Source organism: Massilia timonae CCUG 45783, assembly GCF_000315425.1.
GTDB classification, from domain to species: Bacteria; Pseudomonadota; Gammaproteobacteria; order Burkholderiales; family Burkholderiaceae_D; genus Telluria; species Telluria timonae.
Genome location: NZ_JH992922.1, coordinates 2,124,115 through 2,138,845, shown reverse-complemented (window position 1 = coordinate 2,138,845; position 14,731 = coordinate 2,124,115). Strand labels below are relative to the sequence as shown.

Here is a 14,731-nt window from a genome sequence, read left to right as displayed (position 1 = left end):
ATGCCGGGACTGCTGAATCCAGCAATCAAGTCGTCGAGCATAGCCTTTGCACGGAACAAAGGCCAGCTACGACGAGGAAAATGATCGCACGGAACTAAACAGGTAGGCAAAGAAGGGAATCACCTGCTGCCACTGGCGCCGCCACATTGCAGCCACGGTCGGAAACTTAGTGCCCCATGGACCTTCCGCAAACGCGTCCAGCGCCGCTTCTGCCAGGTCGGCATTGGCAGCGTGGTAAATCGGCTTGAGCGCCGCTGCCAGCTCTTTACGGTCCTTCCAGGCCGCAAGCGTCGTCGAGTTGCGGATCAGGTGCACGATGCACGTCTGGATCTGCGCCTGCGGATAAACGGCTTCAATGGCCTCGGGGAAGCCACGCAGGCCATCGACGACAGCGATCAGGATATCGTCCAGCCCACGATTCTTGAGCTCGTTGAAAACCTTCAGCCAGAACTTGGCGCCTTCGGTCTGCTCGATCCACAGACCCAGCACTTCCTTGCGGCCGTCGGCACGAATGCCCAGAGCCAAATACACAGCCTTGTTCTTGACTGTACCTTCGTCCCGGATCTTCAGGCGCAACGCGTCGAAATAGACGATTGGATACATCGCTTCAAGCGGCCGTTGTTGCCACTGTGCGACCTCGTCGAGCACCTCGTCGGTGATGGTCGAAATCAGGTCCGGCGACACCTCGGTACCGTACAACTCCAGCAGATGCGCCTGGATCTCACGCACGCTCATCCCACGCGCGTACATGCTGATGACGTGATCATCAAAGCCAGACATCCGGCGCTGATGTTTGGCCACCAGCTTGGGCTCAAAGCTCGACAGGCGATCGCGCGGCACGTCCAGGTGGAGCTCGCCGCCGGGCGTGAGCACCTTCTTAGGGCTGCTGCCGTTACGGTGGTTTTTAGTGCCTTCTTCCTCGTTGGCCAAGTGATGGTTCAACTCGGCCGACAACATACGTTCGGCCAGCATCTTCTTGAGTTGCCCGGCCAGGCCCGATTCGCCAAGGATCGACTCAGCGTCCTTGTTCTCAACCTGGGCCAGCAACTGGTCGATCAGCTCGACGGGGAATGGGTATGCTGCTTTTTGCTTCTTGAGCTTCTTAGTGGTCATCACTTCGGTCATGGAACAGTCCTTTCGGGATTATTTCATGACCCCGGTTCCACACAGAAATTCTGACAGGCTCACCGTTTACGCCAAAGCCGTCCATTGCGGCTATTGCGATCAGTGGCTCGGTCATCTTTGACGAAGTCTCACTTGCCGCGCCACTAGTGTTCATCGCCGCTGTGCCGACATTCTGTTTGTTGGTACTGCCTGTCAATGCACCAAACATTGCCTCGAACGGCGCTCGATTCTCATCCAGCACACTCGAATTGGTCTTGCTCGCCCCCGCGTGCACCGCCAATCCGACCGTCTGATGAGTGGTGGTCGCCTGATGAAATATCTCCACCATCTTCACCGCCTGCCGAACCAGCCCAACCCCAGCCTCATTCTCGCCGACAGGCTCCCGTACCAACGCCCCATGCTCGATCCTGTAACTCGACACCAGCAACCCGGCGCCGGCCCTCACAGCCCCAGACGCATCCGTCCGCAACTCCGCCCCCAGCCCGCGAAAACTCCCCCGATAGTTATCCGCAGAATGAACCAAATGCCCCAGATTCAACTCGGTCGCCGCATGACTACATCTGAGCTGCACCCTCCCCTGCCCATCGGTATCGTCAAACAGCAACTGACTATATCCAGGGCCGCCAAATTCCTTGCTCCGAATCCCCCACTGCGCCGCGCCATTGCGATGTCCTTCGCTCTCCGGCGACGCCCCATGCCACACCGGACTATTACCGCCCGCCAGATTGCCCTGTCCCGACCGCGCATGATCATTCGCCTTCTCGAAGGGCGACACCTTGCCCTGGGCAACCCGCGCGCCACCTGGCGTCGGCACGACGCCTCCCTCGCCCTGCCCGTTATACAAAGCGCCGACGATCACCGGCCGATCGATATCGTTCTCCAAAAACTGGACCAGCACTTCCTGCCCAATGCGCGGCAAGAACTGGAACCCCACCGACCGCTGCACCACGCGCACCCAGCAAGTCGCGCTGCCGCCGTCCTGCCAGTGAAACCGGATCCGCACCCGCCCCAGCCGGTCGCAGCACAGTTCATCGGCGCCCTGCGCGCTGTCGCTGCCGCCCATCCCGACCACGATCGCGCTCTGCGCCCCGCGCGCCGTCGGCTTGGCGTGCGTGCGTCCGTCGCTGCCCGGCAGTTCCGGACGCCAGGGCGCCGCGGCAGGGATCGCCTCGAAGCAATTGGCATAGCCGGTGCGACGCGCCTGCGCGATCGCCAGCCCAAAATCCATCGGCACTACGCGCAGCGCCTGCTCCAGCAGTTCCGGAAGAGGACCGAACAGCTCGGCGAGCGCATCCCGGGCCGGCGGCGGCAGATTGTTGATGCCGACGCTGCTCACCTGCAGGACGGTGAAGGCGCCGGCCGCGCCCAGTTGCCGCAGCGGCGCGCCGGTCACGTCCATTCGCGTGCCGGCACGCAAGGTGCGCACGGTCGAACGTCCCGACCAGAGCTGGCCGCGCGCCTCCTTTCCCTGCATCTGCAGATCCACATAACGCCGTGCCTGCGCGCTATTGGCGTAGGCATACTGTCCAGGCACGTCATACGATTCGAGTTCCGGCAGCTTGTTGTAGCGCACATGGGACGGGGAATTCGCGCTGACGCTGCGCCTGGCCTTGTAGTCGCTGCTGAGCACCGTCATGAGCGAAGCGTGCAGCCGCTGCCGGGCGTGCAGCGATTGCACCGAGTCGCGCTGCTCGACCGAGCTGACGCCGTGGTAGCGAATGCCGCCGTCCGACGCGCTGCTCGCGTCCTCCGGCACGGCGCCCGGCTGGCTGCTGTCGGCGAACAGCACCAGGCCGTATCCCTCGTCGCCCTCCTCGACCCGCCAGCACAGGCCTTCCTCGGCCAGCAGGCGCAGCACGAAGTCCAGATCGGACTCGCGATACTGGCAGCAATAGCTGCGCGGCAGTGCGTCAGCCATGAAGGAAGCCGTCTCGTCGCTCCAGCGCCAGCGCGCCGCCGGCCGGTAGTCGGCGAAGACCGCATCGACGATGTCGATCACGCGCTTGTCTTGCCATACCCGGCAATTGCGCACATGGGCCAGGCGCCAGATCCATGGGGAGATGCGAATCCGGTAACGCGCCAGCCCGCCATCGCTGCCCAGCATGGCGGCATCGCAGATCTCGCCCGAGAACCGTTCCCGCGTGCCATCGGCTAGAGCGAGTTCGAGCGTGGCCGGTTGCCCCAGCAGCGCTGTCACCGGGATAGTGGCGCTGGTCGACAAGGCGATCACATCCCGTAGACCGACCTCCTGCACCGCCTCTTCGGCCGCGAATGCCTCGACCAGCAGCCCGTACTCATCACGCTCGCCGATCCTGAGGTCGATGAGTCTGCTTGCTCCAGAAAACTCTGCCAGCGCGGCGCTCACCTCCTCGATCAATGCATTCGCCATGGCAATACGTGCTCCTCATCAACTGATCAGGCACACGATATAAGCAGCAGGGCAGTGGAGAATTGCGCACCGTCATTAGCGCAAGCCTTAGCGGCAAATCGCGGAACGAAGAGCACGCGCACGCGACAGCGCGAGCCGAACGCAGCCCTGCGAGAATTTGATGTTAAAGTAATTGCAACTATCTATACCATCGCGCCATGCATCTTATTTCCAGAATTTTCCTCGTCGGGTACCTGCTGATCGTCGCCCTCTTCTTTACCTGCGGCATCGGCCTGATCGTCCTGTCCGCACTCGAAGCCTGGAATGCCCTCAACCCGGGCATCGACGCTCCCGTGCGCGCCCGTTTTGAAATCCTGTTGGAGTGCATTGGCCTGCTGACCATTGCCGTTGCTTCCCTCGAACTCGGCCAGACGGTGCTGGAAGAAGAGATCCAGCGCTCGGCCAACATCAGCTCGCCCACCCGCGTGCGTCGTTTCCTGTCGCGCTTCCTGATCGTGGTGGTGGTCTCGCTGTCGGTGGAAACCCTGATCGGCGTATTCCAGTTCGTGCACGGCAAACCCGAGTACCTGCCGCATGCGGCCTCGGTCGGCCTGGCCGCCGCGGCGATCCTGGCGACCTGGGGCCTGTTCGTACGCATGAATACCGAAGCCGAGAAGCTCGAGCCGGAAGCCATGGCCGAGGTCAAGGCCGAGGACGACGAAGTCGAAGGCGAGGACAGCGGCGACAAACCCGAGACCGAGCCCGTCCATGCGAACGAAATACCGCCCCACCATGCGCCAGGACAGCCGCACCCCGGCCACCCGCCCGAGCGCAAGGAATGAGACGAGACGGGCTGCGTGCGCCTGAATCCATCAAGTGATTCGCATAAAAGTGATTCGAAGCACTTGGTAAATCGGCTAAGTGCCGCTATAATCTCGTCTTCTTCGGGTCGTTAGCTCAGTTGGTAGAGCAGCGGACTTTTAATCCGTTGGTCGCGTGTTCGAGCCACGCACGGCCTACCAAAGATTCAAACAACAACGCCAGCCTTCAGGTTGGCGTTGTTGTTTTCACTTTCCGAACGCCATGCCCCAGACGATCGCCAGCGCCGTTCAGCACGAACTGGTCATCAAGAAAAGCCGCTTCATCGCCTGCGTGCAGCCGATGCCGGACCGTGCCGGGGCCGTCAAGATCGTGGCCGAGCTGCGCGCCCAGCATCCGGGCGCGGCCCATGTGTGCTGGGCCCTGCTGGCCGGCGGCCAGTCGGCCGCCGTCGATGACGGCGAGCCCAGCGGCACTGCGGGCCGTCCCATGCTCGACGTATTGCGCCACCAGGACCTGGAAGGCGTGCTGGCCACCGTGGTGCGCTACTTCGGCGGCGTCAAGCTCGGCGCGGGCGGACTGGTGCGCGCCTATACCGACAGCGTGGCCCAGGCCCTGCTGACGGCGACCAAGGTTCCGATCATCAAGCTGCGCCGGTTGCGCTGCACCGCCCCGTACGCCATGGAAGGCATGCTGCGGCGCGAACTCGATGCCGCCGGCGCCAGCCTCGACGCGGTCGAGCACGGCGACGACGTGCGCTTCACCTTCAGCCTGCCGGCCAACGCCGCCGACGCGCTGCGCGCCCGCCTCGACGAAGCCGGCCACGGCCGCCTGCAATGGCCGTCCGACGCGGACGACGGGGACCGCGAACCCGCCTGAAGCCATTCCCGCGCCCTATACCCGTCATCACGACACGAAAGCGGACGCACCCGCCCGCTCCCGGTATAGTGCCAGACCCGGCCGCGCATACGCTTCGGCCGGCTTTCCTCTTTCCACCCCGAACAACAACAATCCCGTGATCAAGAAAAGCCTACTTCCACTCGCCCTTGGCGGCTTCGGCATCGGCATGACCGAATTCGTCATGATGGGCATCCTGCCCGACATCGCCAGCGGCCTGCACATCACCATCCCGCAAGCCGGCTACCTGATCACCGCCTATGCACTGGGCGTCGTGGTCGGCGCGCCGACCCTGGTCAGCCTGGTGGCCGGCCGCCCGCCGCGCAGCGTGCTGGTCTGGTTCATGCTGATGTTTGCCATCTTTAATGCGATGTCGGCCTTCGCGCCGAACTTCGAGATCATGATGGTGTCGCGCTTCCTGGCCGGCTTGCCGCATGGCGCCTTCTTCGGCGTCGGCGCGGTCGTGGCCAGCCGCCTGGCCGACGAGGGCCGCACTGCCGCCGCCGTCGCGACCATGTTCACCGGCCTGACCCTGGCCAATGTGCTGGGCGTGCCGCTCGGCACCTGGATCGGCCACGTCATCGACTGGCGCCTGGTGTTCCTGATCGTGGCCGTGATCGGCCTGCTCACCATGTGGAGCCTGCGCCAGTGGGTGCCGCATATCGAACCGGGCAAGCGCACCGGCATCATGCAAGACCTGCGCATCTTCCGCCACCTCGACCTGTGGCTGGCGCTGGGCATCGTCTCGATCGGCACCGGCGGCTTCTTCGCCTGGTTCAGCTATATCGCGCCATTGCTCACCGACGTGACGCGCTTCGATTCGACCACGATTCCCCTGATCATGACCGCGGTCGGCGTCGGCATGACGGTCGGCGTGCAGTTCGGCGGCCGTCTGGCGGACCGCGTGCACCCGCTGCCTGCCCTGCTGATCCTCATGATGTCGATGACCGTACTGCTGCTGTGCAATGGCTTCCTCGCCGAGTCGAAGCTGGCAATGGTCGTGCTGGCCTTCCTGACCGGCGCCAATGCGCTGGCGATCGGGCCGCCGATCCAGCTGCTGCTGATGGAGCACTCGCGCGAAGCCGAGATGCTCGGCTCCTCGCTGGGCCAGTCCGGTTTCAATATCGGCAACGCGCTGGGCGCCTTCCTCGGCGGCGTCCCGCTGACCCTCGGCTATGCCTACACGGCGCCGCAGTGGGTGGCGGCGGCCCTGGCGCTGTGCGGCGTGGGCTTGTCGGCGATCATGCTGGCGCGCCACCGCATGCAGACGCGCGTGCTGGCCGGCTGCGTCTGAACGCGCGATAAAAAACGGCGGCCCATGGCCGCCGCGTTCACTCTTTGATATTGCTTACGATTGCTCAGGCACGCCTGCGCCGCATGGCGATTGCGCCGGCCAATCCGGCCATCACCAGCGCGAGGGTGCCGGGCTCCGGCACTTCGGCCGGCGTGTCCACCGGTGGGTTGTCGTTCACCAATTCGAAGCCGGGAATGTCGACCGGCCTGAAATAATTTTCCGCGTCCACCTGCACGCTTGAATCCCAGGCGTCGGCGATGACCTGCCCCTTGATGACGCCATGGTTGGCGGTAACGGTCGCATGCGGCGCCAGCACGCTGCCGAGAATGCCTTTCACGTCGACCGTTTCCGCCTCGAAGAAATTGAACAGGACGTTATAGTCCTTCAACGGATCCATGCCGCCAGTGAAGGCGCCGTGCTTGCCGCTGATATTGAAGATCAGCGTCTGATCCTTCGTCAGGCCGCTGAGCACCCAGTTGTTTCCGCCATTGAGAAAATCGGCCGAGACATTGAATATGTCAAGAACACCATTGCCACTGCCGATGAGCTTGTTGGCGCTGTGCTCGCGCTCGACCCGGCCGGTCGCATCGACCAGGCTCAGGCCGGCAGCGATATCCCTGAACTGCTCCGTCGCGCTGGCGAAATCGACTGGATTGACCGTCGAACGCGGCGGCGTGGCCGCGCTTTCCAGGGAAACCTGGCCGCCAGCATAGGTTTGACCATTGTGAATCGTGCCGCTCGTCAGCGAGATATTGCCGCCCGCCACGATCGAATACCCGGCGTAGGCCGCCTTGTTCTTCAGGTTGACCGCGTAATTCTGGATCATGACGTTACCGCCCGCAACGATCGCCCCTTCGACGTCGCTCGAGATCGCCTTGAAGTCGCGCGCCGTATAGACGTTCGCACCGCCCATGATGGAACCGAGGTCGATGACACCGGCCTGTGCGCCCGTACTGGCCAGCGCCATGCCCAGAAGTACGCCAAGCTTGATCATGAAAAATCCGACAGGAAATTAATAATGATCAAGAGTATCACCCCTGGCGCGCTGCTTGGTTGCAAAAGCGATACGCTTTCGCGGATATCCCATCAGACCAGGGCGATGTCGCCCATGGCCTTCGCTGTCTCGGCCGCCTCATCCAGGATATCTTGCAGGGTGACTTCGTCGAACACGAAGTCGAGTGCGCTCTCGCCATGGTCCGGCAGCCGGGCGCGACGGCTGTCGAGGGGCGACGCCACCGGCGCATACTGGTTCGCGAGCAGCAGCGTATCGAGCAAGGTGCCCGGCGGCATGTTCAGCCAACCGCCGCGCATGTCCGCGATCGCGTCCGACACCGCCGGCGGAATCGACAGCTTCTTCATCACCTCGGCGCTGACCACGTCTTCGCACAGGGCGCCCCAGTTCTCCGGATCGTCGTCCAGCAGGCCGGGAAACTCGTCGGCCCGCGCCAGCAGGTAAAAGGCGCCGACCTCGTGCACGATGCCGGCGAACAGGGCGGTATCGGGATTGACGCCGGTGACCCGGCGCGCCAGCGAATGGGCGATCGAGGCGACCTGGGTCGTGTGCGCCCACAATTGCTCGGCCTTGGCGCGCAGGCCCGGATCGTTGATGCGGTTGCCAAATTGCCGCACTACCAGGCTGGCCACCAGCGCCTGCAGGCGCCGGTAGCCGATGCGCGCCACGGCGGCGCGAACATTGGTCACCGGCATCGTACTGCTGCCGCCGAAGGCGGGCGTATTGGCGATGGCGACCGTGCGTGCGGCCAGTTGTGGTTCGGCCAGCACCAGGCGGATCGCCTCGTCGATGTGACAATCGGGGTCGTCGAGGGCGAGCTGCAGGCGCAGCACGGCATTGACGCTGGTGGGGAAAGTGATCTCACCGCGAACGGCCTGCGCCGCGATGTATCCAAATGCTTCGAGTTTATTCACGTCGGTAATTATAGCCCCCGCCGGATGCCGGACCGGAGGCCATGGCGGCCCCATCTCCGCCGGCTGCCCAAACTGTGGCGCGTCATCCACACGGCATAAGCACTCACCGAAAAAAAACAGCCCGCGCGCCGGACGGCCGCGGGCTGGCGCACTACGTCAGGCCGACATTACTTGACCTTGATCGCGCTCTTGACGTTGGTCACGCCGTCGACGCCCTTGGCCACTTGCATGGCCTTGTCGGCTTCGGCCTTCGATTCGACGAAGCCGCTCAGCATCACGACGCCGCCTTCGGTGTCGACGCTGATTTCCATGCCCTTCAGGGCCGGATCGGCCACCAGGCCGGCCTTGACCTTGGTGGTGATGGTGCTGTCCGAGGCCACGCGGGCGGTCTTCTCGCCCGCGCGCTCGGTGGCGTTTTCCGTCTTGCGGACGGCGTTCGACGCCATTTCCCTGGTGCGGTCGACGGCGGCCGCGGTCTTTTCCTTCACGGTGGCGACCGCTTCGCGGGTGCGTTCGCCGGCGCCGGCCATGCCGGTCTTCTCGGCCACGTTCGACGCCACCTCGCGGGTCTTGTCCGCCGCGTTGCGCGCCGCTTCGCGGGTGTTCTCGGCCGCGTTCGCCGCCGCTTCACGGGTATTGGCGGCAACCGCCGCGCCGGTCGTGCTGGCCACGTTGGTGGCGGTGGTGACGTTGCCGCGCTGGTCGACCACGCAGGCGGTGCGCGCATCTCCGGTCATCTGTTCGCACTTCTGGACGGCCGCGGCCGTCGCCGGATCTTTCGAGTCGATGCTGCTCACCAGCTCGCCACTGCTGCTGGGGCCGACGGCGCGGTCGATATTGCGGTCGTCCAGGCGCGCCAGCGCGGCGTCGCGGATCGAGCCGGCCGTCGCCTTGCAACGGTCCTTGTCGCCGGACGCGGTGGCGTCGCACTGGGTATCGGCCAATTCGTGCTCGGCGCGGATCACCTTGGCGCGCGCATCGCGCAGGTTGCCGCCGGTGGTGTCGTATCTGGTATAGGCATCGAGTTCGGCGCGCGCCTGGGCCAGCTTGGCTTCGTCTTCGCACACTTCCTCGGCATTGCCGCTCCTGGCGTCGCACTTGGCCTTGGCGCTGCGGTAGTCGGCGGCGGCCTTGTCCATCGCGGCGCGGTGGGCGTCCTTGTCGACGGGGGCGGCACTGGCGGGAGCAACGGCGACGGCGGAGACGGCGGTTGCGATCAGGGTAGCGATGAGGGTTTTCATGATCGGATTCCCTTGCATGCGTTGTTAGGATGGCATCCATTAAACGCCCTGCACCCTTCAACATCTGTGCGACAACGTACCTTGTTCGGACAAACCGGTCTGTGGGACATCGCCTCAAATCACTTACCTTGCGCATGTCCCGTTAACGCACAAACGCCGTTCCCGCCAGCAGCAGGAACGACGTCCTCGGGGCAATGCATCGCGGCCGCAGTGAGGTGCGAACGCGACGTGCTCAGCGATTACTTGGCCTTGTTGGCGTCGCGTGCGGCGTCGCGGGTCGACTTGGCCTGCGCTTCGCACTTGTCTTCAGCGTCGCCCTTCAGCGAATCGCATTTTTCGTCGGCCAGTTCATACTCGGCGTCGATCACGTTGTCGCGTGCCTTGCGCACATTGTTGCCGGTATTGTCGAACTTGGTGGTGGCGTCCAGTTCGGCTTTCGCGCGGGCCAGCTTGGCCTCGTCTTCGCAGACGTCTTCGGCGTGACCGCTCATGGCGTCGCACTTGTCCTTGGCGACGCGGTAATCGGCCTTGGCCTTGTCCATCGCCGTCTTGTGGGCGTCCTTATTGGTCTGGGCGGTGGCGGGAGCGATGCCGATGGCGGCGACGGCGGCGGTGGCGATCAAGGTGGCGATGAACGATTTCATGTTGAGTCCCTCTATTGGTTATTGGTGAGACCGATTAAACGACGGCGCCGCAGAGCACTCTGTGCGGCATCGAACGCTTATTAAAAAACCAATTAAGCTTATCGGGACGATAGCGACGACCGTCGATCTATCTGAACCGTCAATCACCGTGCAACAAGCCTTCACGCCACAGCGCATCGGCGGCCTCGAACGGCGACAGGCGGCTGTCGAACTGGCGGCCGTTGCCGGCCAGCCTGACCCAGGCGCGCGTGTCGTGGCCACTGTTCGGCACCGCGACGGCGGCGCGCACGCCGCTCAGCCAGTCATGCACCCGCGCATATTCGCCCGGCTGGGTGCGCTGGATCCAGGCCAGCGCTACCAGGTCGGCGAAACCTTCCTCGCGCCGGGTATCGCGCATCGCCTTCGCCGCCGCCAGCAGTGCCGGATCGTGCGAGGTTTCATGGCCCGTTTCGACGAAGCCGGCCGGCAGCAGATGCCATTCGCCCTGGGCATAGCGCCAGCAATGGGCCAGTTCGTGCGCGGCCATGGCCTCGATCAGCAGCGCCTGCTTGTCGACGGGGACGTTCGCCAGCACCTGCTCGGCCTCGGGATTGCCGCGCATCGACAGCACCAGCTTGCAGCGCCCCTTGTCGAAGCCCATCGCCAGCGGCACCGCGCCGGCCGGCGCCTTCGGCTGGACGATGACGTCGACCGGCAGGTCGATCGATTTCGAGTACGCCAGCACGGGCGCGGCGGCGCGCAGCCAGCGCGATTCCTGCGCGGTCAGCTGGGCGGCCTGGGATGGAAGGACGGCGGATGCGACGGCGCAGACGGCCGCGAATAGGAGGGGCTTGGACATGGTGCTTCTCCAGGATGAGCGAAATTCCTATCGGAAATTCTATCCCCAGATCGCGCACTACTTTCAGGAAAATATTTCCCTATGTTCAAAAAAGCAAGGGGCCGTCAGCGCGGCCCCGGTCGGCGTCACGCTGTCAACGCAGGCCGCTTGCGGCCAGCCGGCAAGGCCGCCACCGTCGCCCCTTCCAGCCGGAAAATGCTCACCAGCTGAGCCAGGCGCTCGGCTTCTTCTTCCAGCGAGGCCGCGGCCTGGCTGGCCTGCTGCACCAGTTCGGCGTTCTGGCGCGTGGCGTCGTCGATCTGGCCGATCGCGCCATTGACCTGCTCGATGCCGGCATTCTGTTCCACCGACGCATGGCTGATCTCGGCCATGATGTCGGTGACGCGCTTGACGCCGGTGACGATCTCGTCCATCGTCGCGCCGGCCTGGTCCACCAGGCGCGCGCCCGCATCGACCCGCTCGACCGAGCTGCCGATCAGGACCTTGATTTCCTTGGCCGCCGCCGCCGAACGCTGCGCCAGGTTGCGCACCTCGGTCGCCACCACGGCGAAGCCGCGGCCCTGCTCGCCGGCACGCGCCGCTTCCACGGCCGCGTTGAGCGCCAGGATATTGGTCTGGAACGCGATGCCGTCGATCACGCCGATGATGTCCACGATCTTCTTCGACGATTCGTTGATGGCCGCCATCGTGCCCACCACCTCGGCCACCACCTTGCCGCCGCGCTGCGCCACTTCGGAGGCCGATTCGGCCAGCATGTTCGCCTGGCGCGCATTGTCGGCATTCTGGCGCACGGTGCCGGTCAGCTGCTCGACCGAGGCGGCGGTGGCCTGCAAGGTGCCGTTCTGGCGTTCGGTGCGGCTGGCCAGGTCGCGATTGCCGTCCGCGATCTCCGTCGATACGGCGCCGATCGCCAGGGTGCCGTTGCGCACCTGGGCCACGATGCGCACCAGGCTGTCGCGCATGCCCTGCATTGCGAACAGCAGGCTGCCGCGGTCGCCCGGGCGGGTGACGATTTCCACGCCCAGGTCGCCGCTGGCGATGGCGCTGGCGATCGAGGCGGCATAGTCAGGCTGGCCGCCGAGCTGGCGCAGCAGGCCGCGGCTGATGTACCAGGCGGCCAGCGAACCGGCCGCGATCGCGCCGGCGCACAGCAGCGCCATCCAGCCGAAGAAGCCGTTGGCCATGCGGCGCGCCTCGGCGGCCGCGTCGTGGCTCAGCTTTTCCTCGAGGTCGATCAGGTGGTTGATGCTGGCCAGCCAGGCAGTGAAGGCCGGCGCCGCCTCTTGCGCCAGCAGCGCATTCGCCTCGATGACCTGGCCGGCCGCGTGCAGCGCGATCACGCGCGCGATCAGCGGCTTGGCCAGGCTTTCCTGGGTCTTGATCGCGGCCAGCGCCTCCTTCTCTTCCGGCAGGATGTCCTTGCGTTCATTGAACAGCGCATCCAGCGGGCCGGCCGCACGCGCATAGTTGTCGCCCAGCGTGCGGATCAGGGCGATCGGCGCCGCGGCCGCCGCCCCGTCCTGGGCCAGCACCACGTCGCGCAGGGCGATCGCGCGGTCGTGCACGCTGCCGCGGAAATTGATGGCGTGGCGCTGCTTGACGCTGTTGACCTCGTTGATATGGTTGAGAACACTTTCGATCCGGCCCACGCGGCTCACCGCCAGCGCGACCAGGGCGATCATCAACAAGAAAACGGCGCCGTAGCCGAATGCCAGCCGGGCGCCGATGGTCAGATTCTTGGTTTTCATGGGTAGCACCGTGTCAGTCGTTCAGTGAAAGGAAACACCATAGGTATTTCCTATTGGAAACGACTTGACTATAGCACGGTGCTGCGCGGCGTGCTTACAGCAGGCTTATTTGAGCAAACTGTCCGCCGTCACGAAGGCCGGACGGATATCGTTCGGCACCGCCTTGAGCTTGTCGAGCGCCTTGCGCACCTCGGGACGGATCACGACGTACCTGTCCATCATTGCCTTGGCGCGCGCATAATCGCCGGTGGCTTCGATGGTCAGGAATTCGCGGTCCAGGTCGATCACGGCCCCCTTGATCTTCTTGAAGTCCACCGAAAAAGTGCCGTCCTCGTGGGCGACAAAGCCGCCCTTGTCGAGCAGGTAATTCACCTGGATCGCCATGCCGCGCGCGTGCGACGAACCCAGTCCGAAGTGCAGGGTGCGGAAGCTCGAGGCCAGGAAGGTGTTGTACAGCTTGCGCTCTGCCGCCGCGCCCTGCCCCAGCGTGTCCTTCAACAGGCCCTTGTCCATCATGTATTGCAGCGCCCACAGGCCGGTGATGTCGGCCTTCGCTTCCTCGATGGTCGAATAGGTTTCCTTCAGGTCCTGGCGCGGGGTCGAGTCCTTGCCATCCTTTTTCGTGTGGTGCGGCCCCAGGCCGTGCATGATCTCGTGCGCCAGGATGTGGGTGAAGAAGGAATCGAAGTCCAGGTCCTTCTGGTCCGCCGGCCCCAGCACCTGCTTGCTGATCGGGGTGAGCGTCGACGCGAACTTGGCCTGCTGCACGTTCTTGAGCATCACGCGCTTGGAGCCGCGTTCGCGGATCACGCGCTCGTCGTTCGGCAGGTTGTAGGCCGCGGTCTGCACGCCCATATTGCCGTCGCCGGCGCCATAGACCTCGTTAACCACCACCATTGGCGCGATGGCGCCGACCTTCGGGTTGCGGTACTGCTTGTCGAGCGGCAGGTTGTCTTCGAGTTCCTGCAGGTGCTTGCCGAAGAAGTCGAGCTTGGCCGTTTCCTGCGGATCGCGGATGCTCACATAGGCTTCGAAGGCGGCCTTGTAGCCGAACAGCTCGTCGTTATAGGTTTCATATGGCCCGATGGTCACGTCGACCGGCGCGTCGAGGTCCATCCAGGCGAAGTCCGAGGCGAGATAGTCGTTGGAAAGGAACGCGTCGGCGCGCAGGTTCAGGAATTTCTTGAGCGAGGCGTTATCGGTGGCTGCCGCCGCCTCGCGCAGCAGTTTCGCCAGCTGTTCCAGTTCGGGGCGGTATTCATCCGCATACTTCACGGTGCGCAGCTTGCCGTCCGGCCCAGTGCGAATCACCGTAAAGAACCACTGCGCCTCTTTCTTCTGCTCCGGCGCCAGGCCGTTCATCCAGTTTTCCAGGGATGCCTTGGTGGCGCCTTCCGGATAGAAGTTGGCGCCCTCGGGCTTCTGCGCCGGAATCCTGATGCCCGCATACTCGGCCGGCATGAACGAGGCATTGTTGTCGAGGTTCGACCACGGGCCCTTGTTGAGCCAGAAGGCATCCAGGCGCGCACGGCCGAGCGGCGTGGTGTCTTTCCTGAGCGCGTTCCACAGGGCCTCGTTGTGGGCCCAACGCTGGCGCAACTGCAGCGTGTCGACGATCTTCGCCGCTTCGATCAGCTTGGCGATGGCGGCGCGGTCGCCCTTCGAGAGATGCGACACGTCGGCGCGCAGCTCGACCGGCGCGAAGCGTTTCGCCATGGCGTGCAGCTGGTCGGCGCTGGCGACCGCGGGCGCTGTTTGCGCCTGCACGGTCGGGGCAACAGCGGCGCCGATGGCGGCGCACAGGACGAGTGGTGCGAGGATGGTTTTCATG

General features: G+C 64.5%; 12 protein-coding genes and 1 tRNA gene. 4 read left to right on the top strand and 9 right to left on the bottom strand.

Going from position 1 to position 14,731, the window contains the following annotated elements; all coding sequences use genetic code 11:
- Positions 1–66: 66 nt before the first annotated feature.
- Together HMPREF9710_RS09005 and HMPREF9710_RS09000 are read right to left on the bottom strand one after the other, a co-directional pair.
- On the bottom strand, positions 67–1,113 hold the full coding sequence (locus tag HMPREF9710_RS09005) for an IS256 family transposase (protein WP_267871914.1): 1,047 nt from the start codon (positions 1,111–1,113) through the stop codon (positions 67–69).
- Positions 1,103–3,514 carry a type VI secretion system Vgr family protein gene (locus tag HMPREF9710_RS09000; RefSeq protein WP_005665720.1) on the bottom strand — a complete coding sequence of 804 codons (2,412 nt, stop codon included), beginning with the start codon at positions 3,512–3,514 and terminating at the stop codon, positions 1,103–1,105. Before HMPREF9710_RS09000 ends, HMPREF9710_RS09005 begins: the two co-directional genes overlap by 11 nt.
- 197 nt (positions 3,515–3,711) lie before the next feature.
- On the opposite strand from HMPREF9710_RS09000, the gene HMPREF9710_RS08995 reads away from it, so the two are divergent.
- The 4 genes from HMPREF9710_RS08995 to HMPREF9710_RS08980 all read left to right on the top strand — a co-directional run bounded on the left by HMPREF9710_RS08995 (position 3,712) and on the right by HMPREF9710_RS08980 (position 6,503).
- Complete coding sequence (locus tag HMPREF9710_RS08995) at positions 3,712–4,335, top strand: hypothetical protein (RefSeq protein ID WP_005665719.1); 624 nt, start codon at positions 3,712–3,714, stop codon at positions 4,333–4,335.
- 104 nt (positions 4,336–4,439) lie between these two features.
- Positions 4,440–4,515: transfer RNA gene (locus HMPREF9710_RS08990), tRNA-Lys, on the top strand.
- Positions 4,516–4,576: 61 nt separating this feature from the next.
- On the top strand, positions 4,577–5,191 hold the full coding sequence (locus HMPREF9710_RS08985; protein WP_005665718.1) for an IMPACT family protein: 615 nt from the start codon (positions 4,577–4,579) through the stop codon (positions 5,189–5,191).
- 136 nt (positions 5,192–5,327) lie between these two features.
- On the top strand, positions 5,328–6,503 hold the full coding sequence (locus tag HMPREF9710_RS08980) for an MFS transporter (protein ID WP_081589872.1): 1,176 nt from the start codon (positions 5,328–5,330) through the stop codon (positions 6,501–6,503).
- A gap of 64 nt (positions 6,504–6,567) precedes the next feature.
- Here the strand turns inward: HMPREF9710_RS08980 and HMPREF9710_RS08975 are convergent, their stop codons facing one another.
- The 7 genes from HMPREF9710_RS08975 to HMPREF9710_RS08945 all read right to left on the bottom strand — a co-directional run bounded on the left by HMPREF9710_RS08975 (position 6,568) and on the right by HMPREF9710_RS08945 (position 14,730).
- Positions 6,568–7,497, bottom strand: a complete 930-nt coding sequence (locus HMPREF9710_RS08975) for a choice-of-anchor A family protein (protein WP_005665716.1) — start codon at positions 7,495–7,497, stop codon at positions 6,568–6,570.
- 92 nt (positions 7,498–7,589) lie between these two features.
- A complete protein-coding gene (locus HMPREF9710_RS08970; RefSeq protein WP_040775255.1) occupies positions 7,590–8,429 on the bottom strand; it encodes an HDOD domain-containing protein in 840 nt (279 codons plus the stop codon).
- Between the two features lie 167 nt (positions 8,430–8,596).
- Entirely contained in the window at positions 8,597–9,670 is a 1,074-nt protein-coding gene (locus HMPREF9710_RS26520; RefSeq protein WP_005665713.1) for a BON domain-containing protein, read from the bottom strand.
- Positions 9,671–9,909: 239 nt separating this feature from the next.
- Positions 9,910–10,314 (bottom strand): hypothetical protein, encoded by a 405-nt coding sequence (locus HMPREF9710_RS08960; protein ID WP_005665711.1) that lies wholly within the window; start codon positions 10,312–10,314, stop codon positions 9,910–9,912.
- 139 nt (positions 10,315–10,453) lie between these two features.
- Positions 10,454–11,152 carry a hypothetical protein gene (locus HMPREF9710_RS08955; protein WP_005665710.1) on the bottom strand — a complete coding sequence of 233 codons (699 nt, stop codon included), beginning with the start codon at positions 11,150–11,152 and terminating at the stop codon, positions 10,454–10,456.
- 125 nt (positions 11,153–11,277) lie between these two features.
- Positions 11,278–12,900 (bottom strand): methyl-accepting chemotaxis protein, encoded by a 1,623-nt coding sequence (locus tag HMPREF9710_RS28810; protein ID WP_005665708.1) that lies wholly within the window; start codon positions 12,898–12,900, stop codon positions 11,278–11,280.
- 105 nt (positions 12,901–13,005) lie between these two features.
- Positions 13,006–14,730 carry a DUF8614 domain-containing protein gene (locus HMPREF9710_RS08945; protein WP_005665706.1) on the bottom strand — a complete coding sequence of 575 codons (1,725 nt, stop codon included), beginning with the start codon at positions 14,728–14,730 and terminating at the stop codon, positions 13,006–13,008.
- Between the last annotated feature and the right edge of the window lies 1 nt (position 14,731).